General features: G+C 76.9%; 31 protein-coding genes and 1 tRNA gene. 16 read left to right on the top strand and 16 right to left on the bottom strand.

What is annotated here, in order from left to right; translation table 11 throughout:
- Positions 1 to 64 precede the first annotated feature (64 nt).
- The 5 genes from VGB14_16825 to sodX form a co-directional block, all read right to left on the bottom strand.
- The gene (locus VGB14_16825) at positions 65 to 529 is read right to left on the bottom strand and encodes a YbjN domain-containing protein (GenBank protein ID HEX9994596.1); all 465 of its coding nucleotides are present in this window, start codon (positions 527 to 529) and stop codon (positions 65 to 67) included.
- A 1-nt stretch (position 530) separates the two neighbouring features.
- On the bottom strand, positions 531 to 1,742 hold the full coding sequence (locus VGB14_16820) for a glycosyltransferase (protein HEX9994595.1): 1,212 nt from the start codon (positions 1,740 to 1,742) through the stop codon (positions 531 to 533).
- A 13-nt stretch (positions 1,743 to 1,755) separates the two neighbouring features.
- Positions 1,756 to 2,160: a helix-turn-helix transcriptional regulator gene (locus tag VGB14_16815; protein HEX9994594.1), complete on the bottom strand. Its 405-nt coding sequence runs from the start codon at positions 2,158 to 2,160 to the stop codon at positions 1,756 to 1,758.
- A gap of 63 nt (positions 2,161 to 2,223) precedes the next feature.
- The gene (locus VGB14_16810) at positions 2,224 to 2,763 is read right to left on the bottom strand and encodes a hypothetical protein (GenBank protein HEX9994593.1); all 540 of its coding nucleotides are present in this window, start codon (positions 2,761 to 2,763) and stop codon (positions 2,224 to 2,226) included.
- A 1-nt stretch (position 2,764) separates the two neighbouring features.
- On the bottom strand, positions 2,765 to 3,133 hold the full coding sequence (sodX, locus tag VGB14_16805) for a nickel-type superoxide dismutase maturation protease (protein ID HEX9994592.1): 369 nt from the start codon (positions 3,131 to 3,133) through the stop codon (positions 2,765 to 2,767).
- Between the two features lie 24 nt (positions 3,134 to 3,157).
- Here sodX and sodN point away from each other — a divergent pair, with 24 nt between their 5' ends.
- Positions 3,158 to 3,577, top strand: coding sequence for a superoxide dismutase, Ni (gene sodN / locus VGB14_16800; GenBank protein ID HEX9994591.1), 420 nt, complete (start codon positions 3,158 to 3,160; stop codon positions 3,575 to 3,577).
- Here sodN and VGB14_16795 read toward each other — a convergent pair.
- The 3 genes from VGB14_16795 to VGB14_16785 are packed head-to-tail and all read right to left on the bottom strand — an operon-like array spanning position 3,574 to position 5,517.
- The gene (locus VGB14_16795; GenBank protein HEX9994590.1) at positions 3,574 to 4,428 is read right to left on the bottom strand and encodes a hypothetical protein; all 855 of its coding nucleotides are present in this window, start codon (positions 4,426 to 4,428) and stop codon (positions 3,574 to 3,576) included. The two genes, sodN and VGB14_16795, sit on opposite strands and share 4 nt — an antisense overlap.
- Complete coding sequence (locus VGB14_16790) at positions 4,425 to 4,661, bottom strand: MoaD/ThiS family protein (GenBank protein ID HEX9994589.1); 237 nt, start codon at positions 4,659 to 4,661, stop codon at positions 4,425 to 4,427. Before VGB14_16790 ends, VGB14_16795 begins: the two co-directional genes overlap by 4 nt.
- Positions 4,662 to 4,671: 10 nt before the next feature.
- Positions 4,672 to 5,517 carry a MaoC/PaaZ C-terminal domain-containing protein gene (locus tag VGB14_16785; GenBank protein ID HEX9994588.1) on the bottom strand — a complete coding sequence of 282 codons (846 nt, stop codon included), beginning with the start codon at positions 5,515 to 5,517 and terminating at the stop codon, positions 4,672 to 4,674.
- A 38-nt stretch (positions 5,518 to 5,555) separates the two neighbouring features.
- On the opposite strand from VGB14_16785, the gene VGB14_16780 reads away from it, so the two are divergent.
- Together VGB14_16780 and VGB14_16775 are read left to right on the top strand one after the other, a co-directional pair.
- Positions 5,556 to 6,167 (top strand): histidine phosphatase family protein, encoded by a 612-nt coding sequence (locus VGB14_16780; protein ID HEX9994587.1) that lies wholly within the window; start codon positions 5,556 to 5,558, stop codon positions 6,165 to 6,167.
- On the top strand, positions 6,164 to 6,676 hold the full coding sequence (locus VGB14_16775) for a M48 family metallopeptidase (GenBank protein HEX9994586.1): 513 nt from the start codon (positions 6,164 to 6,166) through the stop codon (positions 6,674 to 6,676). Before VGB14_16780 ends, VGB14_16775 begins: the two co-directional genes overlap by 4 nt.
- Positions 6,677 to 6,761: 85 nt before the next feature.
- Here the strand turns inward: VGB14_16775 and VGB14_16770 are convergent, their stop codons facing one another.
- The 3 genes from VGB14_16770 to VGB14_16760 are packed head-to-tail and all read right to left on the bottom strand — an operon-like array spanning position 6,762 to position 9,153.
- Entirely contained in the window at positions 6,762 to 7,463 is a 702-nt protein-coding gene (locus VGB14_16770; GenBank protein ID HEX9994585.1) for a hypothetical protein, read from the bottom strand.
- A gap of 55 nt (positions 7,464 to 7,518) precedes the next feature.
- Positions 7,519 to 8,964 (bottom strand): AarF/ABC1/UbiB kinase family protein, encoded by a 1,446-nt coding sequence (locus VGB14_16765; GenBank protein ID HEX9994584.1) that lies wholly within the window; start codon positions 8,962 to 8,964, stop codon positions 7,519 to 7,521.
- Positions 8,965 to 9,153, bottom strand: coding sequence for a TraR/DksA C4-type zinc finger protein (locus VGB14_16760; GenBank protein HEX9994583.1), 189 nt, complete (start codon positions 9,151 to 9,153; stop codon positions 8,965 to 8,967).
- 63 nt (positions 9,154 to 9,216) lie between these two features.
- On the opposite strand from VGB14_16760, the gene VGB14_16755 reads away from it, so the two are divergent.
- The 7 genes from VGB14_16755 (at position 9,217) to VGB14_16725 (ending at position 15,312) form a co-directional block, all read left to right on the top strand.
- Complete coding sequence (locus VGB14_16755; protein ID HEX9994582.1) at positions 9,217 to 10,182, top strand: hypothetical protein; 966 nt, start codon at positions 9,217 to 9,219, stop codon at positions 10,180 to 10,182.
- A gap of 43 nt (positions 10,183 to 10,225) precedes the next feature.
- Positions 10,226 to 11,266 (top strand): aromatic ring-hydroxylating dioxygenase subunit alpha, encoded by a 1,041-nt coding sequence (locus tag VGB14_16750; protein ID HEX9994581.1) that lies wholly within the window; start codon positions 10,226 to 10,228, stop codon positions 11,264 to 11,266.
- A complete protein-coding gene (locus tag VGB14_16745; protein ID HEX9994580.1) occupies positions 11,263 to 12,279 on the top strand; it encodes a membrane dipeptidase in 1,017 nt (338 codons plus the stop codon). Before VGB14_16750 ends, VGB14_16745 begins: the two co-directional genes overlap by 4 nt.
- A gap of 11 nt (positions 12,280 to 12,290) precedes the next feature.
- Entirely contained in the window at positions 12,291 to 13,493 is a 1,203-nt protein-coding gene (gene tyrS / locus VGB14_16740) for a tyrosine--tRNA ligase (protein HEX9994579.1), read from the top strand.
- Positions 13,490 to 14,188 carry a hypothetical protein gene (locus VGB14_16735; protein HEX9994578.1) on the top strand — a complete coding sequence of 233 codons (699 nt, stop codon included), beginning with the start codon at positions 13,490 to 13,492 and terminating at the stop codon, positions 14,186 to 14,188. Before tyrS ends, VGB14_16735 begins: the two co-directional genes overlap by 4 nt.
- An 88-nt stretch (positions 14,189 to 14,276) precedes the next feature.
- Positions 14,277 to 15,164: a hypothetical protein gene (locus VGB14_16730; protein ID HEX9994577.1), complete on the top strand. Its 888-nt coding sequence runs from the start codon at positions 14,277 to 14,279 to the stop codon at positions 15,162 to 15,164.
- 75 nt (positions 15,165 to 15,239) lie between these two features.
- Positions 15,240 to 15,312: transfer RNA gene (locus VGB14_16725), tRNA-Lys, on the top strand.
- Between the two features lie 24 nt (positions 15,313 to 15,336).
- Here VGB14_16725 and VGB14_16720 read toward each other — a convergent pair.
- Positions 15,337 to 15,912, bottom strand: coding sequence for an adenylate/guanylate cyclase domain-containing protein (locus VGB14_16720; GenBank protein HEX9994576.1), 576 nt, complete (start codon positions 15,910 to 15,912; stop codon positions 15,337 to 15,339).
- 72 nt (positions 15,913 to 15,984) lie between these two features.
- Between VGB14_16720 and VGB14_16715 the strand changes: the two genes are divergently transcribed.
- Both VGB14_16715 and VGB14_16710 read left to right on the top strand, forming a co-directional pair.
- Positions 15,985 to 16,557, top strand: coding sequence for a sigma-70 family RNA polymerase sigma factor (locus VGB14_16715; GenBank protein ID HEX9994575.1), 573 nt, complete (start codon positions 15,985 to 15,987; stop codon positions 16,555 to 16,557).
- Between the two features lie 11 nt (positions 16,558 to 16,568).
- Entirely contained in the window at positions 16,569 to 17,048 is a 480-nt protein-coding gene (locus tag VGB14_16710; protein HEX9994574.1) for a hypothetical protein, read from the top strand.
- A gap of 325 nt (positions 17,049 to 17,373) precedes the next feature.
- Here VGB14_16710 and VGB14_16705 read toward each other — a convergent pair whose 3' ends face one another.
- A complete protein-coding gene (locus VGB14_16705; protein ID HEX9994573.1) occupies positions 17,374 to 19,995 on the bottom strand; it encodes a CHAT domain-containing protein in 2,622 nt (873 codons plus the stop codon).
- 70 nt (positions 19,996 to 20,065) lie between these two features.
- Between VGB14_16705 and VGB14_16700 the strand changes: the two genes are divergently transcribed.
- The gene (locus tag VGB14_16700; protein ID HEX9994572.1) at positions 20,066 to 21,463 is read left to right on the top strand and encodes a S8/S53 family peptidase; all 1,398 of its coding nucleotides are present in this window, start codon (positions 20,066 to 20,068) and stop codon (positions 21,461 to 21,463) included.
- Here VGB14_16700 and VGB14_16695 read toward each other — a convergent pair whose 3' ends face one another.
- On the bottom strand, positions 21,464 to 22,390 hold the full coding sequence (locus VGB14_16695) for a hypothetical protein (GenBank protein ID HEX9994571.1): 927 nt from the start codon (positions 22,388 to 22,390) through the stop codon (positions 21,464 to 21,466). It abuts the gene before it with no gap.
- 103 nt (positions 22,391 to 22,493) lie between these two features.
- Positions 22,494 to 22,820, bottom strand: a complete 327-nt coding sequence (locus tag VGB14_16690) for a helix-turn-helix transcriptional regulator (GenBank protein HEX9994570.1) — start codon at positions 22,818 to 22,820, stop codon at positions 22,494 to 22,496.
- Positions 22,821 to 22,899: 79 nt separating this feature from the next.
- Here VGB14_16690 and map point away from each other — a divergent pair, with 79 nt between their 5' ends.
- Together map and VGB14_16680 are read left to right on the top strand one after the other, a co-directional pair.
- A complete protein-coding gene (gene map, locus VGB14_16685) occupies positions 22,900 to 23,829 on the top strand; it encodes a type I methionyl aminopeptidase (GenBank protein HEX9994569.1) in 930 nt (309 codons plus the stop codon).
- 123 nt (positions 23,830 to 23,952) lie between these two features.
- Positions 23,953 to 24,537 (top strand): ATP-binding protein, encoded by a 585-nt coding sequence (locus tag VGB14_16680; GenBank protein HEX9994568.1) that lies wholly within the window; start codon positions 23,953 to 23,955, stop codon positions 24,535 to 24,537.
- 512 nt (positions 24,538 to 25,049) lie between these two features.
- On the opposite strand, the gene VGB14_16675 is transcribed toward VGB14_16680, so the two are convergent.
- Positions 25,050 to 25,835, bottom strand: a complete 786-nt coding sequence (locus VGB14_16675; GenBank protein ID HEX9994567.1) for a DUF72 domain-containing protein — start codon at positions 25,833 to 25,835, stop codon at positions 25,050 to 25,052.
- Between the two features lie 40 nt (positions 25,836 to 25,875).
- On the opposite strand from VGB14_16675, the gene VGB14_16670 reads away from it, so the two are divergent.
- On the top strand, positions 25,876 to 26,430 hold a 555-nt coding region (locus VGB14_16670; GenBank protein HEX9994566.1), incomplete at its 3' end, for a hypothetical protein.

Here is a 26,430-nt window from a genome sequence, read left to right as displayed (position 1 = left end):
GCCCGGTCGTCACTCTACGGCATCTCGGGGTGGAAGACAAGGAGAACCGTCGAAAGGAGGCGGGTCAGCCGCGGAAGCGGGAGGCGAAGCCGATGCGGAGGGCGGGGCGGAAGCACTGCTCGAGCGTGGCGTACACGGTGCCGACCACCCGGTCGAGGCTCTCGTCGTCGACGTCGTCGATGGCGAGCGCGCCGACGAGGAACACGGCGTCCTCGGCCCCGATGGCGAAGTGGACGCCGAAGAGGCGGAGGTTGCGGCGCAGGAGGTGCTCGTAGAAGCGGGCGTGGTCCTCCTCGGGGGCCGGCAGCACGTAGCACTCGTGGTGGAGGGTCCGCTGGCGGAGGGTGAACCAGATCGTGCTGGCGTCCTTCTCCTCGCCCCGGATGCGGACGTACCAGCGCCGCTCGCCGGGCTCGCCCCGCTCGACGGCGTCGACGACCGGGCTCTCGGCCAGCATCCGCCGGAGGACGGCGTCGATGCGGGCCTCGGCGGCGTCCAGCTCGGCCGGGGAGGCGACCTCGAGGCCCACGTCAGGGGCAGTCGACGAGGGCGCGGGCGCTGAGGTCGGCATAGAGGCGGCGGAGGCGGGCGGCGGCCGTCGACCACGTGTAGCGGCCGGCCCGCTCGGCGGCGGCCGCGCCGAGGCCGGCGGCGAGGGCGGGGTCGGCGAGGACGTCGGCGGCGTGGGCGGCGAAGGCCTCCGGGTCGCGGCCCTCCACCAGGAACCCGGTGCGGCCGTGCTCGACCAGGGTCCGCAGCCCGCCGACGGCCGCGGCCACCACCGGCGTCCCGCACGCCGCCGCCTCGAGGGCGACGAGGCCGAACGACTCGGATCGGCTCGGCACCAGGCACACGTCGGCCGCCCGGTAGTAGGTGGAGAGCAGGTGGTGGGGCTGGGGCTCGACGAAGCGGACCCGGCCGGCCACGCCCAGCTCGTCCACGAGGCGCTGGAGGCGGTCGATCTCGGCCGGCCCCGACGGGCCGCTGGCCCCGCCCACCACGACGAGCACGGCGTCGTCCCGGTCGAGGGCGGCGAGCGCCCGCACGGCGACGTCCACGCCCTTCAGGGGCTGGATGCGGCCGACGAACAGCAGCACGGGGTGGTCGCCGAGGCCGAGGGCGGCCCTGGCCCCGCCGCGGTCGCCGGGCGAGAAGAAGGCGTGGTCGACGCCGGGCGGCACGATCTCGATCCTCGAGGGGTCGGCCCCGTACAGGCGGACGAGCTCGTCGGCCTCCGTCGTGCAGGAGGCGACGATGGCGTCCGAGCAGGCCACCACCTCGGCCTCGGCCAGCACCCGGCGCTCGGGCTCGGGGTCGCCGGTCTCGGCCTTGACCCTGGCCAGGGTGTGGAACGTGGACACGAGCGGGAGGTCGAGCTCGTGCTTGACCCGGTGGCCGGCCACCCCGGACAGCCAGTAGTTGGCGTGCACGGCGTCGACCCGGCCGGCGGCGGCGAGGTCGGCCAGCACCCCGTCGGTGAAGCGGCCGACCACCTCGGGCAGCGCGCCCTTCGGCAGGTCGGGCCGGCCGGCGTCGACGTGGACGACCCGGAAGCCCGGCTCGACCAGCACCTCGTCGGCCAGGTCGTCGCTCCAGCGCCGCACGTACACGTCGCAGTGGACCCCGGCCTGGGCGAGGGACGACACCAGCTCGCGGACGTACACGTTCATCCCGCCGCTGTCGCCAGCGCCGGGCTGGACGAGCGGGGACGTGTGCAGCGAGAGGACGGCGATCCGGCCCACGACGGGGGACAAGCTACGGGGCGGGCGCCCCGTTTCCGCCATCCCTGCCGCCCGGCCCCCGTCCGGACGAGGCGTTCTCGTGCCGGAACGACTCGTAGATGGTCACGAGGGTCTTCTTCTGGTCCTCGGTGAGGTTGGGGTCGCGGCGGATCTCGGCCACCAGGTCGACGGTGCCGTCCCGCTCCTCGAGGATGCCGGCCCGCACGTAGAGGGTCTCGGAGGAGATCTCGAGCGCCCTCGCGATGTTCTGGAGGATCTCGGCCGACGGGCGGCGGAGGCCGCGCTCGATCTGGCTCAGGTACGGGTTCGAGATCCCGGCCATCTCGGAGAGCTTCCGGAGGGACAGGTGGTAGATGCGCCGTTGCTCCCGGATGAACTCCCCGAGCTCCCCCCAGCGGTGCTCGAGCTCGTCCTTCATGCCCTCACGCTACGCGACCGCCGCGAGCGCGGTGCTAGATCCGGGGAGCGAGCGGCCGCCGGCTCAGCCGCCCTCCTCGAGGAGGGCCTCCACCGACGCCTCGCCGGTCCGGTCGCGGCGGGTGATCTCGGCGGTGATGGCGTCGATGCGGGAGAACAGCTCCCGGCGCCGGGCCGAGGTCCGCTGCTCGAGCGCCCGCAGGTCGCCCACCAGGGCGTCGAGGGCCTGGTCGTCGAGCTCGGGCAGGCGGGCGAGGGCGGCGCCGTCCGCGATCGAGTCGAGCTCGGCGGCCAGCTCGTCGCCGACCTCGCCCGGTGCCAGCAGCTGGGGCAGGCGGCCCACGCCGGGCGCCCTGGTCCGGTCGGCGAGGATCTGCGGCAGCCGGTCGAGCAGCTCGGCCACGGCCACCCGCTGGCCGACGGCCCTCCCGCTGCGCTCGGCCTCGGCGATGTCGAGCCGGCCCTGGACGAGGCGGCGGGCGTAGGAGACGCCGGTCTCGACCTGCTGGCACTCGGCCCGCATGGCGCGCAGCTCCTCCAGCGGGCGGGCCGTCAGGTCGCCCAGGTAGTCCGCGGCGAGGAGGCGCTGGAGCTCGGTGTGCACGTCAACCACCGACGCTACCCCGCGGGATGCGGCCGGCCCGGTGACCCGGCGCGTAGCGGTACACGACGACGCCCCTGATCGACCGAGGGGGCACCGGCCCGTACTGGCGGCTGTCCACGCTGAGGACGCTGCGATCTCCGATCACCACCACCCCGTCATCGGTCACCGCGCCGACCCGCTTGACCACCAGCGCGCCCGGCCGCTCCGGGTCGTCGAGGGCGACGACGTCGCCGGGCCGCAGGCGGGCGGCCGGCAGGACCAGCAGGCGGTCGCCGGGCTCGAGCGCCGGGCGCATGCTCTCGCCCCGCACCGCCACCCGGGTGGGTCGGAGGCGGCGCGCCAGGGCGCGGATAGGGTGCGTCGCCGTCATCGCCCTCGTTCGCAAGGAGCACGCATGACCCTCGTCTCCCGCCTGCTCGGCGTCGCCGACCTGCTGAGCGACCCCGTCGAGGCCGACGCGCACTGCGACCTCATGTGCGGGGTCTACAACCCGGCCCAGGCCCGCATCGAGGCCGAGTCGGTGCTCGAGATCATGAAGAAGTACCAGGCCTCCGACGACGACGTGTTCCGGACCCGCTGCCTCATCATCAAAGAGCACCGGGCCCAGCTGGCCAAGGAGCACCTCTGGGTGCTGTGGACGGACTACTTCAAGCCGCCTCACGTCGAGCGCTTCCCCCAGCTCCACGACCTGTTCTGGCGGGCCACGAAGGCCGCAGGCGACGCCAAGAAGTCCGTCGACCCGGCCGACGGCGAGAAGCTGCTCGCGCTGATCGACGAGATCGCCGACATCTTCCAGCAGACCAAGCAGGCCTAGCCGGACACGTACCAGCTCACCGCCACCGCCCACGCCGGCGCCAGCAGCAGCAGGCTGTCGACCCGGCGCAGGGCGGGGGCGGGCGCGCCGGCCGCCGGCAGCACCAGCGACCCGGCCAGCTGCCCGGCGGGGGCGAGCACGGCGGCGGCGACGCCGAACGCCCAGGCGGCGTCGACGTCGAAGGGCGGCACCTGCACCACCGACACGACGAACGTGGCCACCAGCACGCCGGCCACCCCGGCGGCCGGGCCCTCGGCGGCGTTGCCCGCGCCCGTGCCGACCAGGTAGTCGCCCACCTCGTAGGCGGCGACGACGGCGACGAGGGCGACGGCCGACCACGGCTCGGCCCTGGTGGCGAGCACCACCCCGGCCCCGGCCAGCCCGGCGAACAGCCACGACCGGACCGTCACACCGGCGGCCACGACGGCGGCCCCGGCCCGCCCCGACTCGACCGCCCCGGCCACGAGCGAGGCCAGCGCGGCGACGACCAGCACGGCGCCGAGCAGGCCCACGTGGAGGGCGGCGGCCACCGGCATGGCCCCGGCCGCCGCGGCCGCCACCGGCCGGCTGGCCCGGCGCCGCACGCTGCGCCAGGTCGACGCCGTCTGGAGGCCGGCCACCCCGCACACGCCGGCGAACAGGGCGCCCACGCCGAGGCGCCCACCGGCCAGCGCCGCCACCTCGGCGAGGAACCAGAGCACGCCGAGGCGCACACGGGGGCCGTCGATGTCGTAGACGACGGCCAGCCGGCGCCGCGGCCGCCACCACGACCGGCGCCGGCGCCGCCGCCGGTCCCGCAGCTCGGCGTCCCACCACGGTGGCCGCCGGCTGATGACCCTGGCGGTCGTCAACCGCCGGACACGGGAGGGAGCACCGCGACCTCGTCGGCCTCGCCGACGGGGTCGGCGTCGCCCGCCGGCTCCCCGTTGCGCCACACCTTCGACCCCGCCAGCACGGCCGTGAACGTCGGGCCGTAGCGGCGCCTGGCCTCGTCCAGCACCTCGCCGACGGTCGCGCCCGGCACGTCGTCGGTGCCCGTGCCCGCCGCCTCGCGGGCGGAGGCGAACAGCCGCAGCCGGGCCACGGCGGGCCGCTCAGGCCCCGGAGAGCTCGGCCCGGCCGTGCTTGACCACGACCGCGCCCGCCGAGGTGGCCTCGAAGGCGTAGGCCCGGCGGTCGCCGGCCGTCCCCGCGTCGAAGACCTCGGTGACGACGTCGTTGCCGGGGAACACGTTGGCGGCGAAGCGCACGGCCAGGCGGCGCAGGCGGCCGGGGTCGCCGTCGCCGACGGTGCGGAGCACCGCCTGGCTGCACATCGCCATCGTGCAGAGGCCGTGGGCGATGATGCCCGGGAGGCCGACGCTGCGGGCCACGTCGGCGTCGAGGTGGATCGGCATGTGGTCGCCCGAGGCGTCGCGGTAGCGGTAGGTCTGGTCGTCGTCCGCGTGGACCGACCACTCGCCGACCTTGGCGTCCCTCGCCGCCTCCGGGAAGTCGTGGGCGGGCTTGTCGGGGCCGGCCGACTCGCCGTCGGTCATGCCCCGCACGAAGATCGTGACGTACTGCTCGAGCACGGACTCGCCGTCGCTCTCGCTCGCCAGCCGGACGACGAGGCGGGTGCCCGACGGCCCGACCCGCACGGCGTAGGGCTCGCCCGTGGTGGCGAGCGTCATCCCGGGGCGGAGGGGCCGGTGGAAGTGCAGGTCCTGCTCGCCGTGGACGACGAACATCAGCGCCTCGGGCGGCACCACGCCGGCGACCACCTCGGCGAGGACGTCCCAGGTCGGGACCACCGCGAACACCGGGGGCGCGTACTCGCCCGACGCGTAGGCCGGGTTGTCGTCGTTGGTGGCCGCCGCGTACTGCCTGGCCCGGTCGGGGTCGACGGTCGCGGTCCTGGGCGCGGTCGCCGTCCCCAGGGCGGCGAGGGACAGGGCCATGGCGGGCGAGCGTAGTGGTGGGCGGTACCGTCCGGCGGATGGGCGCCGGCCGCGTGCTCCTCGTCCGCCACGGGCAGTCGGTGTGGAACGCCGAGGGCCGGTGGCAGGGCCAGCTCGACCCGCCGCTCTCCGACGTGGGGGCCGAGCAGGCGCGCGCCGCGGCCGCCCACCTCGACGGCGTCGTCGCCGTCGCCACCTCGGACCTGGACCGGGCCCGGCGGACGGCCGAGATCCTGGCGGAGGCGCTCGGCGTCGGGCCGGCCATCGTCGAGCCCGGCCTGCGGGAGCGCCACGCCGGCGAGTGGCAGGGCCTGACCAGGGCGGAGATCGAGGAGCGCTACCCGGGCAGCCTGGCCGCCCGCCACTGGCCGGTGGGGTGGGAGGACGACCGCACCGTGCTGGCCAGGGCCGTCCCCGCGCTGGTGGGCCTGGCCCGGCTGGCCGCCGAGCGGGGCGGGCCCGTCGTCGCCGTGTCCCACGCCGGGCTGATCCGGGCCGTCGAGCGCCGCCTCGGCGTGCCCCTCGCCCCGCTGCCGAACCTCGGCGGCCTGTGGATCGAGGTCGGCGAGGACGGGACGCTCGTGGCCGGGGACCGGGCCGTGCTGATCGACCCGGGCGAGGCGCCCGTGACCGTCCCCCGCTCGCTGTGAGCGACCGCCGCCCGAGCGGGTACCGGGTCGAGGTCGTCCGCAGCGCCCGGCGGGTGCGCACGGTCCAGGCCCGCCTGGACGGCGACGTCGTGCGGGTCCGGGTGCCGGCGGCGATGGCCGCCGCCGACGAGGCCCGCTGGGTCGAGGAGCTGGTCGGCCGGATCGAGCGCCGGGCCCGCCCGGGCGCCGTCGACCTCGCCGACCGGGCCGCCGCCCTCGCCGGCCGGCACGGGCTGCCGCTGCCGTCGTCGATCCGCTGGGTCGACAACCAGGGCGCGCGGTGGGGCTCGTGCACGCCCGCCACCGGCGAGGTGCGCATCTCGAGCCGCCTCGCCGGCCTGCCCGGCTGGGTGCTCGACTACGTGATCGTCCACGAGCTGGCCCACCTCGTCGTGCCCGACCACTCGGCCGCCTTCCGCCGCCTCGTGGCCCGTTACCCGAGGGCCGAGCGGGCCATGGGCTACCTCCAGGCCGTCGCCGACGGCGCCGCCGGACGCGGGAGCGGTTGACCGGGGTCGCCGGCGGGCAGGGTGGGCGCCCGCCATCCCGCACTTCTCGCCGCACCCGGCGGCCGGCAGGGCACGGGTCGGGCCGTCACGAGCCGCTGCCCGCGTCGTCGACGTCGTCCGGTGTCGTCGGTCCGGTCTCGTCCGTCCCGGTCCCCGTCGCGCCGGCCGGCCCGACGAGGTCGCCGCTCGCCGTCCACCGCTGCTGCGCCGGGATCCCCTGCTGCACGGCGTCGAGGACCGCCGACCGTGCCGTCGGCAGCAGGTCGGCCGGCGCGAGCTCGCGCATCTCGGCCCCGAGGGGCGTCATCGAGGACGAGACGACCTCGCCGTCGACCTCGAGGAGCCGCCCGTCCGAGGAGAACAGGGCGTAGTGCCCGGCCGGACGGCTCGGGTCCTCGTCGAGGAAGTACACGCCGACGTCGCCGACCCTGCTCCACGGGTGGCCGGCCACCTCGAACCCGGCGCCGGTGCTGTCGTAGCCGCTCTCCTCGAGCACGATCGTCGTGCCCGGCTCGACGGCGCCCTTCATCGTCTCGTCGACGTCGATGACCGCTTCGCGGAGGCGCAACCCGGAGAGCTGGCGGCCCGGGCGGACCTCGACGACCGTGCCGGCGACGACGACGTCGGCGGTGGCCGCGACCTCGGCGAGCGACGAGAACCGGTACGCCTCGCCGGACGGCTCGGCGATGGGCTCGGGGGCCTCGCCGGCCGGTGGGCCGTCACCCCCGCAGGCCGGCAGCACCGCGACCAGGGCGGCCACACCGATGCCGACGACCCGCCGTCCCATCCCACCCTCCCCGCCGAGCGATTGCCGGAGAAGGTATGGAAAAGGGACTGATCCGTCAAGAGGGACGGACGAGGGCGGCCTGCAGGCCGGTGCGGCGGCGCCACTCGGCCTCCGCCTCGCCGAGGGCGGTCGCCGGGGGGCCGCCGTGGCGGTACTCGTCGAGCATCCCCCGCCAGCGGTTGGTCGCCTCCAGCCGGCCGAGCAGGGCCGACACCCCCCACACGACCCGGTCGAGGATCACGAACGACGGCGGCATGTTGAGCGCCCGGATCACGTCCGCGTACGGCCCGTTGATGTCGAGGATCTTGCCGAGCACCTCGCCGACGAAGCCCCTGGTGAACGCGAACTCGTCGTCCAGGTAGGGGATGTACGGGCTGCTCACGTACTCCCACACGGCGCGCGGGTCGCGGCCGTGGTCGGGGGCGAGGAAGCCGGCGGTGACCATGGCGTCGACGGTGGCCTGCGGGTCCCTCGCCAGGATGGCGTCGAGGCAGGGGGCCAGGGCCTCGAGCTCCCCCTTCGTCCACCGCTTGACCAGGCCGAAGTCGAGGAACGTCATCGACCCGTCGGGGTGGAAGCGGTAGTTGCCGGGGTGGGGGTCGCCGTTGAACACGCCGTGGAGGTGGACCGAGCCCTGGGTGAACCGGAACAGCACCTCGGCGGCCCGCTGGCGGGCGTCCCAGTCGGCGGTCACCTGGAACTCGGCCCACGGCTGGCCGTCCACCCACTCGCTCGTCAGCACCCGGCGGGACGACCGCTCGGGCACCACCCTCGGCACGTGGATGAAGGGGTGGCCGGCGTAGCGGGCGGCGAACTCGGCCTGGCAGCGGGCCTCGTGGACGTAGTCCAGCTCGTCGCCCATCCTGGCCCGCAGCTCGTCGACCAGCGCCTTGACGTCGAGGTTGGGCAGGGCCACCGACGAGAACAGGTTGTAGAGCAGCTCGGCGTTGCCGAGGTCGCTCCTGATGGCCCGGTCCACCCCCGGGTACTGCACCTTCACGGCCACGAGGCGGCCGTCGGGCAGGACCGCCCGGTGGACCTGGCCGATCGACGCCGCCGCCACCGGCTCGGGGTCCCAGTCGAGGAACAGGCGCTCGGGGCCGGCGCCGAGCTCCTCCCGCAGCACCTTCTCGGCCAGGCTCGGGGCCATGGGCGGCACGTCGGCCTGGAGGGTGGCGAGGGCGGCCTGGGCCTCCGGCGGCAGGCCCTCGGCGATGAACGACACCATCTGCCCGACCTTCATGATGGCGCCCTTCATGTTGCCGAGCTCGCGCGCCACGTCCTCGGCCGACCTGATGGCGAAGCGCTCCTCCAGCCGGGCCCGCGCCTCCTCGTCGGCGGCCGCGCCCCGCACCTTGACGACGGCGAGGTGGGCGGCCCGCCTGGCCGTCAGCCGCCACACCCGGGAGGACCGGCGCAGGTGGTCGCGCCGCTCGTCGTCGGCCAGGTAGGCGGCGGCGGCCGCGCCGGCGGCCAGGGCGGCCAGCGCCCGGGCGGCCACTCAGCCCTCGCCGTGGTCGGCGCAGGTGCGGGTGGCCGGGAGGGCCGACAGGCGGGTGTCGTCGATCGGCCCGCCGCACACCTCGCAACGCCCGTAGCTGCCGTCGTCGAGCCGCCGGAGGGCGGCGTCCACGTCGGCCAGGTCGGCCTCGGCCTGGGCCAGCTCCTCGGCCACCCGGTCGCGGTCCACGGCGTCACGCTAACGCGGGCCCCCGCCGTAGCCGTCGGGGCGGCGACGAGCGATCATGGCGGGGTGCGCCGCCGGTTGGCCGCCCTGGCCCTCGTCGCCCTCGTGGCCGCCGGCTGCGGCGTGCAGGACGACGCGCCGTCCGCCCACCGCTCGACGCCCACCGTGCCGCCGCCGGTGGCGCTGCCCAACCGGGGCCGGCCCGGGCCGACCGGGCTGATCGTGTTCACCTCGCCGAGGGAGGAGCGCGACCAGCTCCACGCCGTGCTGGCCAACGGCTTCGGCAAGCACCCGCTGGCCCGGGTGGAGGACGTGGACGTCGCCGACCCGGCCTTCTCGCCCGACGGCCGCCTCCTCACCTGGCTGGGGCGCCGGGGCGACGTGGCCAGCGTGTGGGTGAGCGCCGCCGACGGGACCCTCGCCGAGGAGCTGCCCGGCACCGAGGGCGGGACGTGCCCCTCGTGGTCGCCCGACAGCGCGGCCGTGCTCTACCTGGCCGGCGCGGGGACGGCCGCGCCGTCGCTCCGCCTCGCCGGGCTCGACGGGCGCATCGAGGTGGTCGCCGTGCCGTTCCCGGCCGCCCAGCTCGGGTGCGCGGCGTTCCTCCCCGGCGGCCGCATCGTGGCCGAGCGGGTGATCGCGCCCGACCGGGTCGAGCTGTGGACGTTCCCGCTCGGCTCCGACGACCCCGACCGGCTGGCCGCGGTGGACGGCTGCCGGGCCGTCGACCCCGTGCCGTCGCCGGACGGCTCCCTCGTCGGGTTCACGACCGCCTGCGGGGCCGAGGAGGACGAGGCCCTCTGGATGGTGCCGGGCACCGGCGGGGTGCCGGCCCCGGTGGCGATGGGCGCCGTCGGCCCGTACAGCTGGTCGCCCGACGGCGGCTGGGTGGTCTACACGTGGACGGTGGACGGCGGCACCGAGCTGCGGGTGGCCGACGTGGACGGGTCCGACGTCCACACCCTGGTCGAGGCCCCGAGCGGGTGGCCGACGTGGTCGCCGCCCCCGAGCGGCGGCGTGCTCGCCCCCTGACCGCCGCCCGTCCCCGGCCCACACGCCCGGCCATCATGGGGCGGTGGACGACGGCCGGTGGTCGGTGGCCTTCCCGAGGGACTGGTGGTACCCGGCGTGCCGGTCGTCGGACCTCGGGCGCCGGCCCGTCGCCGTGCCGCTCATGGAGCGGCCGCTCGTGCTGTTCCGGGGCGCGGGCGGCCGGCCGGTCGCCCTCCTCGACCGCTGCCCCCACCGCAACTACCCGCTCTCGCTCGGGCGGGTGGTCGGCGGCGGCGAGCTCGAGTGCGGGTACCACGGCTGGCGCTTCGACGGCGCCGGCGACTGCGCCTGCGTGCCCGGCCTCCTCGACGGCGCCGCCCGGTCGCCGGCCCGGCGCGTCCCCCGCCATGCCGCCGTCGAGCGGGACGGGATGGTGTGGGTGTGGGGCGAGCCGGACCGGGCCCCGACCAGGGAGCCGTTCGCCCTGCCGGCGGTCGACGGGCCCGGCGCGGGCGAGGCCGTCCTCCGCTGCGACCTCGACGCCACCCTCCACGCCGCCGTCGAGAACGCGCTCGACGTGCCCCACACCGCCTTCGCCCACCGGGGCGTGTTCCGGGGCGGGGCCCGGCGGCGCCTGACGGCCGTGCGCCGGGAGGTCGACGGCGGCGTCGAGGTCCGCTACCTCGGCGAGCCCGTGGGGTTCGGGCGGTTCCGGCCGGCCGGCGCCACGAGGACCTTCGACCACTGGGACCGCTTCCTGCTGCCGTCGGTGGCCCAGGTCGAGTACGCCGTCGACGGGTGGTTCCGCCTGGTGAACACCGTGCTCCACCTTCCGATGGCGCCCGTGCGCACGAGGGCGTGGTTCGTGGTGCGGTGGTGGAGCCGGCTGCCGGCCGCCGCCGTGCGCCCGGTCGTCCTGGCCAGGGGCCGGCGCATCCTCGGCCAGGACGCCGCCGTGCTGGCCGCCCAGTCGGCGCGGATCGCGGCGACCGGCGGTGAGCGCTTCGCGTCGACCGACCTCGACCTCGTCGGCAACGCCGTGTGGCTCCTGCTGCGCCGGGCCGAGCGGGGCGACGTCGACGGCGGCGAGCCGATCGGGCGCACGGTGACGTTCGAGGCGTGAGCGCCGGCGGCGACCTCGTCGTCGACCTCCACGTGCACGGGCCGGCCTTCGTGCCCCAGCCCTTCCGGGCCGTATGGCACGCGGTCACCCCCCGCCGCCCGCCCGAGACCGGCTTCGAGGTCCTCCGGCCGGCCGGGGTCGACGCCGCCGTCGCCACCGCCGTCGGCGACCCCGTCGTCACCCGCTGGTACCTCGGCCGGTCGCCGTGGGAGGCGGTCGAGGCCCAGCTGGCGCTGGTGGAGCGGCAGGCGGCCGCCGCGGGGGCGCGCCTCGCCCGGTCGGTGGACGACGTGCTGGCCGCCCGGGCCGCCGGGGCGCCGGCCGTGCTGCTCGGCGTGGAGGGGGCGGACGCGGTCGGCGACGACGTCGACCGGGTCGACGCCTGGTGGGCGCGCGGGGTCCGCCTCGTCGTGCCCGTCCACCTCCGCGACAACCAGCTGGGCACGACCTGCCTCCCCTGGCAGCAGTACGCCGGGCCGCTGCCCGTGCGCCGGCGGGCGGCGCCCGGCCTCACCCGCCTGGGCGCGGCCGTCGTCGCCCGGCTCCAGGCCACCGGCATCGTCGTGGACCTCGCCCACGCCGACCGGGCCACCCTGCTCGGCGCGGTGGACCTGGCCTCGGCCCCCGTCGTCTCGTCCCACACCGGCGCCCGCGCGGTCGAGGACTTCGCCCGCTACCTGGCCGACGACGAGATCAGGGCCGTCGCCGGCACCGGCGGCGTCGTCGGCCTGTGGCCCTACCGCGCGCTCGGCCACGGCCCCCGCACGCTCGCCGACCTGGTCGCCCACGCCCGCCACGTCGCCGACCTCGTCGGGCCGGCCCACCTCGCCGTCGGCACCGACATGAACGGCGTGCCCGGGCTCACGGCCGGCTACCGGGGCGAGGCCGACCTGCCGGTCGTGGCCGACGCGCTGGCCGCCGCCGGCTTCGGCGGCGACGAGTTGCGGGGCGTGCTCGGCGGCAACGCCGTGCGGGTGCTGCGGGCCGTCGAGGCCGCGGCCGGCCGTCGCTAGGCTCCGCCGGGGTGACCGCCACCACGCCCCTCGACCTCGGCAGCCTCGGGCGGACGATGGACGACGTCGTCACGATGGCCGAGCTCCGCGAGAAGCTCGGGTCGGGCCGGCCGATGCGGATCAAGTACGGCGTCGACGTGACCGCGCCGTTCCTGCACATCGGCCACGCCGTCAACCTGTGGGCCATGCGCGACCTCCAGGAGCGGGGCCACGTGGTGGTGTTCCTCGTCGGCGACTTCACCACGAGGATCGGCGACCCGACCGGGCGCTCGGAGACGAGGAAGGTCATCGACCGGGACGACATCGAGCGCAACGCCGAGCGGTTCATCGAGCAGGTGGGCCGGGTCCTGCTCACCGACCCGGCGGTGTTCGAGGTGCGCCGCAACTCGGAGTGGTGGGACGCCATGTCGATCGACGAGCTGCTCGGCCTGCTCGCCATGGTCACCCACTCCCGCCTGATCCAGCGGGACATGTTCCAGCAGCGCATCGCCGCCGGCCACGAGATCCACGTGCACGAGCTGCTGTACCCGATCCTCCAGGGCTACGACTCGTACGCGCTGGCGTCGGACCTGACGATCGTCGGCACCGACCAGCTGTTCAACGAGCTGATGGGCCGGTTCTTCCAGGAGCGGCTGGGCCAGGCGCCCCAGGTGGTGGCGACCACGAGGATCACGCCGGGCACCGACGGCCGGGAGAAGCAGAGCAAGAGCCTCGGCAACTACGTCGCCATCGCCGACCCGCCCAGGGAGATGTTCGGGAAGCTCATGAGCATCCCGGACGGGCTGATCCGCCAGTACCTCGAGGTGTACACGGTCGTGCCCCTCGACGAGGTGGCGGCCATGGCCGGCGAGATGGCGGCCGGCCGGCTCAACCCCAGGGACGCCAAGCGGGCGCTGGCCCGGGCCGTGGTCGAGCGCTACCACGGGGCCGAGGCGGCCGGGGCCGAGGACGAGTGGTTCATGTCGACGTTCTCGCAGCGCCGGACCCCCGACGACGTGGAGGTGGTGACGGTGCCGGCCGGCACGACCGTGCTCGACGCCCTGGCCCGGTGCCTGCCCGGCGAGACCCGGTCGGCCCTGCGCCGTCTGGTCGGCGAGGGCGCCGTCCGCCTCGGCGGCCGCAAGCTGGTCGACCCCCACGAGGTCCTCGTGGTCGACGGCGACGACGTCCTCCAGGTCGGCAAGCGCCGCTGGTTCAGGATCAGGGCGTCGTGAGGCGCCCGGGGGCCGCCAGGGCCGTCGGCGCCGTCCTCGTCCTCGCCGTCGGCCTGCTCGGCGGGTGCGGCGGGGACGACGTCGACCCGGCGGAGGACCGGGAGCGGGCCGAGGCCGCCGTCCTCACCCTGGAGGACCTGCCCGACGGCTTCGTCGAGGCGGAGCCCGACGAGGACGCCGAGAACGACCGGGCCGAGGCCTGCCTGGAGGCGAGCGGCCAGGACGTGACGGCCGACGAGGTGGACGAGGCGAGGACGGCCGAGGTGACCCGCGAGTTCGACGCCGAGCAGGGCGCCAACGTGCAGGCCGAGATCTCGGTGTTCGACGACGAGGACGTGCCGGCCGCGCTGATCGAGGTGCTCGGCGACGACGAGGCCCTCCAGTGCCTGGTCGACGCGCTCCGGGACGAGGGGCTGGGCGAGGACGAGGCCCTGACGGTCGAGGGGGTCGCCGTCGGCGAGGCGCCCGCGATCGCCGGCGACGTCGGCGACCAGCGGGGCGCGGCCCGCCTCGAGGTCGCCATCGCCCACTCGTCGGGGCAGCGCTTCGAGTTCGTCTCGGACCTCTACGCCGTGCGGGTCGACCGCGCCGTCGCCACCCTGACCGTCACCCAGCTGTCGGGCCAGGAGCTCGCCGGGGACGACGTCCAGGCCGCCCTCGGCGCCATGGCCACCCGGCTGGCCGAGGAGGGCTGACCCCACCCGCCCCTGTAACCGCGGCCCCGCCCTCCCGTCCGGCCAACAACCGCCCGCGTCGGGTGGTGAGCGGCAGAGGGAGGCCGAGATGAGGATCCACGGAGGGCGCAGGACGGTGGGGGTGGTGGCCACGGCCGCCGCGCTGGTGCTGGCGACGGTCTGGTGGACGGCGCCGGCCCAGGGCGGGGCGGCGTCGGCGACGCGGACGGCGCAGTCGGTCGACCGGCCCATGCCCCGCAGCGTCAACCTGCGGCTGTGCGGCAACTCGCACGCCGACGGCGGCACGACCGTGTGCGTGTCCGACGCCGGCAACATCGTGCGCTTCGAGTCGCCGAGGGGCTACGAGCACATCGGCGTCGGCGCGTTCTCGGAGGGCTACGTCCTGTGCGCGTCCGGGCTCGAGGCCTTCGACGTCGGCGAGTCCCAGTCCAACTGGGGCCCGCCCTTCGTGACCCCGGGCCCGGGGTCGGGGCTGCCGGGGCCGATCCACGGAGGGTCGATCGTGCGGGTGGCCGGGGGTCGGCTGGAGCTCACCCAGTCGTTCGCCTTCGACGGTCCCGGCAAGCGGCTGGCGATCACGATGTCCGTCCGCAACGTCGGGCCCGACCCGGCGACGAACGTCGTGCTCCGCCGCCAGGTGGACTTCGACGTCGACACGGGCGGCACGCACGGTTGGGCGGGGTTCGACAACCAGCACGCCAGGACGTCGCAGGACAGCGTGTTCGCGTGGAACTCGCCCGACGCGTCGAGGGGCAACGAGGCCCACTCGATGACCCTGCGCACGATCGACCGGGCGGCCCAGCCGCCGGCCCACCGGGCCGCGGTCACGGCCAACATCCTGGAGACCTCGTGCGACGGCGAGCCGAGCATCGCCACGCCGACGTCCGGCGACTTCGGCGAGACCCTCGTCTACGAGCTCGGCACGCTCGAGCCCGGGCAGCCGGCGACGGCCATCGTCGAGTACCTGCGCTCCTAGCAGCGGCGGCGGGAGCCGCGAGCGGCGCCCGGTCCCCCCACGGGCCGGGCGCCGCTCCGCGTACGCTGCCCGTCCGGGCCGCTAGCTCATCCGGTAGAGCAGGGGACTTTTAATCCCAAGGTGCTGGGTTCGAGACCCAGGCGGCCCACCGGCCCACCGGGACGGCCGCCGGTCAGGGGACGGGCGCGAGGCGCCAGGTCCGCCAGGCGGACGGGAGCGTGACGGGCTCGGCGTCGTCGTCGCCGGCGTCGGCCGCGGCCCAGTCGAGCGGGGCGACCGACAGGAACCGGCTCGACCCCCGGACGCGCACCGTGCGGGCGGGCCCGAACGGGAGGGCAGCGTCCCGGCGGACGAGGGCCCTGACGGCCTCGGAGGCGAGGACCTCGCCGCCGTGGGCCAGGCGGGTGACCCGGGACGCGAGGTGGACGGTGAGGCCGAGCACGTCGCCGTCCCGCTCCAGCACCGGCCCGGCGTGGACGCCGATGCGCACGGCCACCCCGACGCAGGGGTGGGACCAGGGCCGCAGCGCGGCCTGCACGCCGACGGCGGCGGACAGCGCGGCCCTCGACGACGGGAACGTCAGCAGCAGGCCGTCGCCCTGGGACTTCACGACCCGGCCGCCCCACGCCTCGACCCTGGCGGTCACGACCGAGTCGTGCTCGGCCAGCAGCGACGACCACCGCTCGTCGCCGAGGCGCTCGAGGAGCGAGGTCGACCCGACGATGTCGGTGAAGGCGACGGCGCGCACGCCCATGCGGTCCACGCCGTTCCGAGTCCGTGGTGAACGGCCTGATACGCGCCACCCCTACGATTCCTCCCCATGGAGGAGCCCGTGGCCGACCTGCTCGCCGCGGCCGCCGAGGGGGACTCGACGGCGTGGGACCGCATCGTCGAGCGCTTCGCCGGGCTCGTGTGGAGCGTGGCGAGGGGCCACGGCCTCGCGCCGGCGGACGCCGCCGACGTCAGCCAGACCGTCTGGCTGCGCCTCGTCGAGCACCTCGGCCGGATCCGGGACGCCGAGCGCCTGCCCGGCTGGCTGAGCACGACGACGAGGAACGAGTCGCTCCGGGTGTTGCGCAACCAGCAGCGCCAGGTGCCGGCCGACGACCCGCTGGAGGACGCCGGCGACGACGGGCCGCCGGTCGACGCCAACCTGCTCGGCCAGGAGCGGGACGCGCTGGTGTGGGCGGGGTTCGGACGGCTGCCCGGCCCGTGCCAGGTGCTCCTCCGGCTCCTGATGGCCGACCCGCCGCCGAGCTACCAGTCGATCGCCGAGACGCTCGGCATCCCGATCGGCAGCATCGGCCCCACGCGGGCCCGCTGCCTGGAGCGGCTGCGGTCGACACCCGAGATCTCGCGCATCACGGCGGCGGCCCGGGGGTCTTTGGGTTGAAGGAGGAGACCGTGCCCGACCCCACTCCCAACCCCTCCGACGACGAGCTCGCCGCCTGGCTGGCCGCCGCCGCCGACCGGTACGACCGCGTGCCGGCCGACGTGGTCGCCGCGGGCAAGGGCAGCTTCACCTGGCGGACGGTGGACAGCGACCTGGCCGCGCTGGCCTACGACTCCCTGCTCGACGAGGCGCCGATGGCCGGCGCCCGGGGCACGGCCGGGGCCGAGCCGCGCACCCTCACGTTCGAGGCGCCCGACCTCACCGTCGAGGTCGAGGTCGAGGCCGGCGGCACCCGCACGATCGTCGGCCAGCTCGTCCCGGGCCAGCCCGGCGACGTCGAGGTCCGCCACCCGCACGGCTCCCTCCGGGTCGAGGCCGACGAGGTCGGCGTGTTCCGGGCCACCGGCATCCCGCCCGGCCCGGTGAGCCTGCTCTGCCGCACGAGGCGCCGCCCCGAGACCGTCGTCGAGACCGACTGGGTCGTGCTGTAGCTCACCGGCGGGCCCGGCCTGCCGCCGGTCCGCAACGGGCGGGCGCGGCGGACGACGAGGCCGACCCGGGAGCTGCGGCCGAGCCCGGGTGGCCGAGCGCCGGCGACGCCGGTCGGTCGGCGAAGCCGTCGGCGCGCGGCGGGGGGCAGCCGGCGGCCGGGGGCGCGCGGCGGGGGGCAGCCGTCGGCCGGGGGCACCCGGCGGCTGGGGGGGGGGGAGCCGGGGGCCGAGGTCAGCCCTCCGCCGGGGTCAGCCCTCGCCCGGGGTGTCACCCGGCGGCGAGAGCGTCACCCGGCGGCGAGGGCGTCAGCCGGCGGCGAGGGCGTCAGCCGGCGCCGAAGCAGGCGAAGCCGGCGCTGGCCGCCAGGGCGGGGCCGTCGGCGTCGGCCAGGGCGGCCTGCTGGGCGAGGGCGAGGGCCTCGGCCGGGCGGGTGCCGGCACGGAGGCGGGTGTGCAGGTCCACCATCAGCGGGCGGGTGGCGGCGTCGGGCACGGGGACCACGCTCGCCACCAGGGTCGCCGTCCCGAGGGCGAGGACGGCGGCGGCGAGGCCCATCAGCTCGTCGCCGGGCCGCACCGCCGAGCGCCCCGACTCGCACGCCGACAGCACCAGCACGGCCGGCGCGCGCCGCAGGCGCTCCAGGTCGTAGACCGTGAGCGGCCCGTCGGCCAGGTCCAGGCAGGAGAACAGCGGGTTGTCGGCCCGGAAGCGGGCGTGGGAGGCGACGTGGGCCATGGCCGCGCCGTCGAGGGCCGCCGCCACCGCCGAGGCGGTCGCCGCCGGCCCCTGGAGGACGACGGCACCCCGGTAGACGGCGGCCAGGTCGGCCACCTCGCCGTCGGCGTGGTCCAGGCGGGGGCCGGCGACGAGCACCTCCCGCCCAGCGCCGCGCCCGCCGGCGAGGCAGGCGGCCCGCCACCAGGCCGCCGCCGACGGCGCGACCGTGACCGGCCGCCCGGCGCACGACGGCAGCAGCGCCCACGGCAGGGCGTGGAGGTCGCCGGTGGGCACGACGACGAGCGGGCGGTCCCCCAACCGGCCGGCGAGGGGCCGGAGGAGGAGCCCGTCCAGGGCCGTGCCGGCGTGGCGGGCGGCGGTCGCGGCGGCGGCCAGCGACGCCGCCGTCCCCCGCCCGGTCGCCAGCCGTCGCAGCGCCGCCGGGAGCCGGCTGGCGACGTCCCGCACGGCGTCGGCCGGGCCGAGGTCGTGGAGCGACGCCCGCCGGCCGGCCACGACGACCGCCATCAGCGCGCCGTCCACCTCGACCAGCTCGACGAGGGCGGCCTCGCCCAGCCCGGCGATGACGTCCCCGACGGCGACGGTGCCGCCGGCCGGCACCGCCCCTCGGGCCTGGAGGGCCCGGCGCCGGACCGCGCCCTCGAGCGACGCCTGGCGGCGCAGCAGGGGGCCGGGGTCGTCGCCGGCCAGCACGGCGTCCTCCACGGCGGCCGTGGCCGCCCGCAGGGTGGCCAGGTCGGCCGCCATGGCCTCGTCGCTCGGCGGCAGCGCGGGCGGCTGGCGGAGGGCGGCGGCCCGGCACCGCTCGGCCCACCCGAGCACCTGCCGCGGCCGCCCCGTCGACAGCGCCAGGCGCAGGCCGAGCGCGGCGAGCTCGGCGCCGTGGCCGGCCACGGCGGCCCGCAGCGCGGTGGCCCCGAGGGTGGCCCGCTGGCGGTCGAGGGCGGCCAGCCCGGCCCGCACGGCGGACAGGGCGCCGGCCCGGTCGCCCGACGCCAGCCGGACGAGCGCGGTCGCGTGCCAGGCCCTGGCCCGGAGGTCGGCCCGCCCGGACCGGCCGGCGGCCCGGACGGCGGCGAGGTGGGCGATCGCCGAGTCGACCCGGCCGCACTCGAGCGCGATGCGGGCCGCCATCAGCCGGGCGTCCAGTGCCGCGACCGCCCACCCGACCGCGGCCAGCTCGTCGGCCACGGCCGCCGCCCGCCGCTGCGCCTCCGCGGACCGGTCGCCGGCGGCCCAGGCGGCGGCGACCGCCGCGTGCCCGGCCAGGGCCGCCCACCCGGGGCGCGCCTGGGCCACGAACGCCCGGCGGGCCGCTTCGGCGGACGCCTCGGCCCCGGGCGGGTCGCCGTCCAGCAGCGCGGCGTGGGCGACGAGCAGCCGGGCCTGGGCCGCCTCGGTCGCCAGCCCGGCCGCCTCGAGCATCGTGACGGCCCGTTCAGCGGCCGCCCGGGCGTCGCTCACCAGCCGCACGGCGAGCAGGGTCTCGGCCCTGGCCAGCAGCCCGATGCCCCCGGGCAGGCCGAGCTCCCGCAGCCTCGCCTCGGCGGCGTCGTAGCGGGCGAGCGCCTCGGGGACGTCGCCCCGCCGGGCGGCGAGCAGCCCGAGGTTGTGGTCGAGCTCGGCGACGACGACGTCGCACCCCTCGGCGGCGAACAGCCGGCGGGCGGCCTCGAGGTCGGCCGCGGCCGGCGCCCACTCGCAGCGGTGGAGGTGGATCAGGCCCCGGTTGTTGCGGGCCCGCGCCTCCCACATGCGGTCGCCCCACCGTCGCAGCACGGGGAGCGCGCCGCCGTACTCGGCCAGCGCCTCGTCGAAGCGGCCGGCCATCTGGAGGATGCCAGCCCGCTGCACCCGCGCCCGGCTGCGCCCCGGCTCCTCCAGGGAGGCGGCGGCCCGGTCGAGCTCGGCCAGGGCGGCGTCGGTGTCGCCGGCGAAGGCGACCGCCGGGGCGAGGCTCAGGCGGGCGACGGCGGCCCGGTCGGGCAGGCCGGCCCGCTCGGCCAGCTCGACGGCCTGGCGGAGGTGGACCACGGCGGCGGGCACGTCGTCCGCCTCCCGCTCGGCCAGGCCGAGGGCGTGGGCCGCCACGGCGGCGACGGCGTCGTCGCCGTCGGCCAGCGCGCGCGCCAGCAGGACGGCGGCCTCGGCCCGGACCGCCACCGGGTCGGCCGTCGCCCGCTCGAGGAGCGCCTCGGCGGCGGTCACGACCCCGATGGTAGAAGGAGGCGGTATCTGCCGGGAGGGGTGCCGACTCGTCCTTGCGAGAGGAGGGACGATGGGCCCGCACAGTGGCGAAGGCATCTACTACGGGGCGGACGAGCACGAGGCGGAGACCAGGCGGCGCTGGCGCGCGCTCCTGGACCGCGGCACGGCGTCGATGGATCCCGAGACGGGGGTCGCCGTGCAGCTCGGCCCACCGGGTCGGGGCTACCTGTACCGGCCCGGCCAGGTGCTGACCCACGTCGACGACGCCGAGCGGGTCGGCAACCTGCTGACCGACTGCGGCATCGACCCCGTGCCGCTCCCCCGCCACCGGCCGCCCCGGCCCGACGGCGCCCCGGCGCCGCGCCTGGTGGGCCGCAACGCGCTCGTCGACGACCCGCGCGGGCGGGTGACCGAGCAGGTCGTCCGGCTGAAGGTGCCCGTCGAGGTGGGCGTGCCCGCCGCGCTGGAGTCCGTGCGCACGGCCGCCGCCAGCTTCCACGACCCCCAGGTGCGGGTGGCCCCGAACCACGTGTTCTTCGGGACCCAGGGGTGGATCAAGTTCGGCCCCGGCGGGGCGCCCATCCCCGTGGACCGACCGACCTTCGGCGAGGGCGACTACCTGCTCGACCCGACGGCGGGGGCCGGCGTGCAGATCGCCGTCATGGACACCGGGATCATGCAGGACGGGCCCGCGCTCCACCCGATCTTCGCCGGTCGCTACACCGAGTCCGACCCCGCCGAGCAGACGATCGGCGACTTCGACCCGCTGCTCGACGAGGACGGCGAGGTGCTCGCCCTCGAAGGCGGGCACGGCACGTTCATCGCCGGGATCATCGCCACCTGCGCGCCCGGCGCCCGGATCAACAACGAGGCGTCGCTGCACCCGAACGGCTCCACCGACGAGGTGATGCTGGCCGAGGACCTGCCGGACGCGCTCGCCGGGTCGGACGTGGTCAACCTGTCGCTCGGCGGCTACACGGAGAACGACGAGCCGCCGCTGACCCTCCGCGAGCTGCTGGCCACGGTGCCGGCCGGCGTCGCCATCGTCGCCGCCGCGGGCAACGACGCCTCGTCCCGGCCGTTCTGGCCGGCCGCCTTCAACCACGTGATCGGCGTGGGCGCCGTGCAGGTCGACCCGTCGTCCGGCGGCGTCCAGCCGGCCCCGTTCACCAACCGCGGGCACTGGGTGAACTGCTGTGCGCAGGGCGTCGACGTGGTGAGCACGTTCCCCCGCGGCGTGTACCGGACGGCCGACGGCCAGGAGCGGCGGTTCGAGGGCATGGCGAGGTGGAGCGGCACGTCGTTCGCCGCGCCGCTCGTCGCCGGGCTCATCGCCGCGGCGAGGACGACCTGGGGCACGAGCACCGCCAGGGAGGCGGCCGACCGCCTGCTGGCGACGGCCACCCAGCAGCTCGCCGGGCTCGGCCCGTTCCTCGGCCCGCAGCTCCTCCAGGCTCCGCCCGGCTGATCACCCGCCGCCCTCCACGGCCGGCGCCCGGGCCCGGGCCCGCGGCCGCAGCCCGAGCACCGGCCCGAGCAGGGCGAACCCGACGAGCACGGCGACCGCCTCGACGGTGCCGTCGAGCACGCGGTCGGCCGCCCTCGCCTCGTTGAGCCCCACCCGGGCGACGAACCCGGCCGCCGCGGCGCCGACCGCCCACAGCCACGGTCGCCGGTGGAGGGCGGCCTCGATGGTCGCCAGGACGCCGGCCGGCGCGCCGCTCCCGCCGTCGGCCCCGACCGCGGCGGCCGCCGCCGATGCGGCCCGGCGCAGCGCAGCCGCAGCGAGCACGAGCGCGGCCGCGGCCACCCCCGCGGCGACGAGCACGGCCACGACGGCACCGCCCGACCCGGGCACCAGCCGGGCCCGTTCCACCTGGTGGACGACGGTGGCGAGGACGGCGGCGGCCGTCGCCCCGCACGCCACGACGGCGCCCCGGACGACGACCCGGACGCGCCCGTCGCCGGCGACGAGGCGGGCGAGCGTGACGACGGCGGCCACGGCGGCGACCTGGCCGGCCACGCCGGCCGCGGTCATCGACCAGCGGAGCGCCTCGGGCCCGGCGTCGTCGGCCCACAGGCCCCGGGGCTGGACGAGCCCGGCGACGAGGAACCCCAGGACGATCACGACCTGGGCGGCGGCGGTGACCGCCGCGCCGGCCCTGGCGCCGGCGACGGCCCAGCACCCTGCGAAGCGGGCGGCGACCAGCGGCGCCGGCCCGAACCGCTCCACCGCCGATGCGGCGGCGTCCTCGGCGTCGGCCCCCGCCGCTACGCCGGCGGCCTCGGCCTCGAGCAGGTGGTCGGCCGCCTCGGCCAGCGCGCGGTGCCGCCGGCGGCCGGGGGGCAGGAGGCGACCCAGCTCGTCCAGGTAGGCGTCGACCGCCCGGCTCACGGCCGTGACCCTTCCGCTCGCCTGGGCATCGGACGGCGACGGCGCGGCGGTCCGCCGCGCCGTCCCCACGCCGCAGGACCAGCCCCGACCCCCGCCCGGCCGCTCATGCCGGTGCCACCTTGAGGACGGCCCCGACGGCGGAGGAGAAGCGGCGCCAGTCCTCTCGGGACTCGGCCAGGGCCCGGGTGCCGGACCGGGTGACGCGGTAGACCCGGCGGGCGCGACCGTTGACGGTGGTGCTGCGGCTGGCGACCAGGCCGGCCGCCTCGAGACGGTGGAGGGCCGGGTAGACGGTGCCCTCCGGGAGGTCGAAGGTGCCGCCGCTGCGCCGCCGCATCTCCTCGATGAGCGCGTAGCCGTGGGCCGGGCCGTCCTCCAGCACGGCGAGGAGGAGCCCGTCCAGATGGCCCTTCAGGTGGTCCGGCCGCATGCCTCGCACCGTAATGCCTAGGATCGCTAGGTGTCAACCGAGGTAGCAGGACGGGCGTCGCCGGCGCCAGAATTCGGGGGTGCCCGACACCAGGCTGAAGGCCAACGACCCCTGCTGGTGCGGGAGTGGCCGAAAGTTCAAGCGCTGCCATCGCACCGCGTCCGAGCGGGTCCGCCCCGGCCGGGTCGGCCCCCGCCGTCCGGTCCCGCCCGACATCCCCCGCCCGGACTACGCCGAGCACGGGGAGCCCCGCCGGTGGGCCGAGCCGCTGGTGAAGGACGAGGACACCATCCGGCGCATGCGGGTCGCCGGGCGGGTGGCGGCCGAGGTGCTCGCGGCGACGGCGTCCGCCGTGCGGCCGGGGGTCACGACCGACGAGCTCGACGCCATCGCCCACGAGGAGTGCATCCGGCGGGGCGCCTACCCGAGCCCGCTGAACTACCGGGGCTTCCCCAAGTCGCTCTGCACGAGCGTCAACGAGGTCATCTGCCACGGGATCCCCGACGACCGCGCCCTCGCCGACGGGGACATCGTCAACCTCGACGTCACCGTGTTCCTCGACGGCGTCCACGGCGACACGAACGCCACCTATCCCGTCGGCCGGGTGGACGACGACTCGCTCCGGCTCATCCGGGTCACCAGGGAGTGCCTGGAACGGGGCATCGGCGCCGTGCGCCCCGGCCGGCCCGTCTCCGACATCGGCGCGGCCATCGAGGACCACGCCCGCCGGCACGGCTTCAGCGTCGTGCGGGCGTTCGTCGGCCACGCCATCGGCCAGCAGTTCCACGGCGACCTGCACGTGCCGCACTACGCGGGGTCGGGGGTCGACGTCGTCGTCGAGCCGGGGATGACGTTCACGATCGAGCCGATGATCGCGATGGGCGATTGGCGCCACGTCATGTGGGACGACGGGTGGACGGCGGTGACGGCGGACGGCCGTCGGACGGCGCAGTTCGAGCACACCCTGCTCGTCACCGACGACGGGGCGGAGGTCCTGACCGCCTGCTGACCGTCCGACCCGGCGTGTCGGCGCCGGGGGGTGCGGGTAACAGGAACGCGCATCCCGTTCCCTGCCAGAGGTCGAAGCGTGAGGATCACCTTCACCCTCGCACTGCCGCGAGACGAGTTGACGGTGCCCATCACCCGGCACATCGTCCGACAGTCGCTCGAGGAGATCGGCATCGAGGACGGGTGCGTCCATGCCGTCGAGCTGGCCCTCGCCGAGGCGTGCACGAACGTGCTGAAGCACTCGGCGGCCGACGACGAGTACGAGGTCAGCGTCGAGGTCGACGAGATCCGCTGCATCATCCGGGTGATCGACACGGGCCGGGGCTTCGACGCCGAGTCGCTCGTCGGCCGGCCCGACCCGTCCGCCGAGGCGGGCCGGGGCTTCGAGATGATGCAGGCGCTGGTGGACATCGTCGAGCTGACGTCCCGTCCCGAGCGGGGCACGATCGTCCACCTCGAAAAGGAGCTGGTGCTGAGCGAGCAGTCGGTGCTCCACCGGCTGAGCGAGGAGCGGGGCGGCATGCCGGGTGAGGGCGGGGGGTACGACGCGGACGTGCAGGATCCCGAGGAGCGCACCCAGGAGGAGCTCCGCCGGCAGGCCCAGGAGGAGCCCCCCGACCCGCAGACGAGCCGCGAAGGGGTCGAGCAGGCGCTGGCCGAGGCCGGTCGGTCCGAGGAAGGGACGACGCTCGGTGAGCACATCGAGTAGCCCGGTGGCGGGCATCCCCGAGCCGCCGGTGCCGCCGACTCCCGGCGGGCCGGACCCGCAGCCGATGCCGGGCCCCACGCCGGTGGACCCGGGCCCCGGGCCGGTCCCCGACCCCGACCCGCTCTGACCCGGCCGGCGCGCCGAGCCAGCGAGCCGGGCTCGCTCGGACGCGGCCGGGACGCCGGGACGACGGGTCAGTAAGCCGGGCGCTGGGACGCCCGGTCAGTAAGCCGGGCGCTCGGACGCGGCCGGGACGCCGGGTCAGTAAGCCGGGCGCTGGGACGCCGGGTCAGTAAGCCGGGCGCTCGGACCCGGCCGGGACGCCGGGTCAGTGAGCCGGGCGCTCGGGACGCGGCCGGGACGCCGGGTCAGTGAGCCGGGCGCTCGGACGCGGCCGGGACGCCGGGTCGCCGACGGCGGTCCGACCCCGGTCTGGCTGAGCCGCTCCGACCCCGCTCAGGCACGGTCGGGACGCCGGGTCGACGGCGCCGACCGCGCTCACCGACCCGACCTCAGCCGACGCGGACGTGGGCGGCGACCGGGACCCTGGTCGTCGGGAAGCCCCGGCGGGCGAGGGCCAGCGCCAGCAGCGCGGCGTCGCGGGGGGCGCAGGCGCCGGGGTCGTTGTTCGTGTAGGCGTACACGTCCTCGCCGGTCGACCACGTCCCGGCCAGCCGGTCGGCCCACGCCTCGATGGCGGCCCGGCCGTAGCACGGGCGGGGCGAGGCCCGCCCCTCGTGGAGGCGCAGGTAGGCCCACGGCGCCGTCCGCACCACCGGGGTGGGCCGATTGCGCCGGTCGGCCACCACGAGGGCCGCGCCCCGGCGGGCGAGGAGGTCGTAGGTGGCGTCGGTGAACCACGTCTCGTGCCGCGGCTCGACCGCCACCCGCAGCCGGCCGCCGCCCGCCCCCGCGAACGCGGCGAGCGTGGCGTCGAGTCGCCCGAGGTCGGCGGGCAGGTTCGGCGGCAGCTGGACGAGGACGGGGCCGAGCTTGGCCCCGAGCGGTGCGGCGGCGTCGAGGAACCGGCGCACGGCGTCGTCCGGGTCCCGGAGCCGGCGCACGTGGGTGAGGTACCGGTTGGCCTTCACGGTGACGACGAAGTCGGCCGGGGTCCGCTCGGCCCAGCGGGCGAACGTGCTGGCCGGGGGGAGCATGTAGAAGGTGTTGTTGACCTCGACGGTGGCGAAGCGCTCGACGTAGTGCTCGAGCCAGCGGGCCGTCGCCAGCCGCTCCGGGTAGAAGCGGCCCCGCCAGTCCCGGTACTGCCACCCCGACGTGCCCACCCAGGCGGTCACGGCCGGGACGTACCCCGGCGACCGGGCTAGACAAGCACCGATGGCCCCGCCGCCGCTCCCCGGCCACCTGCCCCCGATGCGGGCGGTGAACGGCGGCACCACCGTGCCCCCCGGCGACGACTGGGCCTTCGAGATCAAATGGGACGGCATGCGGGCCATCGCGTTCGCCACCGGCGGCGGCCTCGCGCTCCAGAGCGCCAACCTGATCGACGTCACCGCCCGCTTCCCGGAGGTCGCTCCCCTCGCCGAGGCGCTGGCCGGCCACACCGTCGTGCTCGACGGCGAGCTCGTCGCCTTCGACGACCGCCGCCGCCCGAGCTTCGGCCGGCTCCAGGGCCGCATGCACGTCGGATCGGCGGCCGAGGCCAGGCGGCGGGTGGCGACGACGCCGGTGACCTACCTGGTGTTCGACCTGCTCCACGTCGACGGCGAGGACCTGATGGAGCGGCCGTACCTGGAGCGCCGGGCCCGGCTGGCCGACCTCGTCCCCGACGGCTCGTGCTGGCACGTGCCCGCCCACCACCTGGCCGACGGCGAGGCGCTGCTCGAGGCGGCCGCCGCGCAGGGGCTCGAGGGGCTGGTGGCCAAGCGGGTC

This window comes from Acidimicrobiales bacterium, from assembly GCA_036399815.1.
Lineage (GTDB): Bacteria > Actinomycetota > Acidimicrobiia > Acidimicrobiales > DASWMK01 > DASWMK01.
Note: the sequence above shows the minus strand (reverse complement) of the source record. Positions and strands in the feature narration are given on the sequence as shown.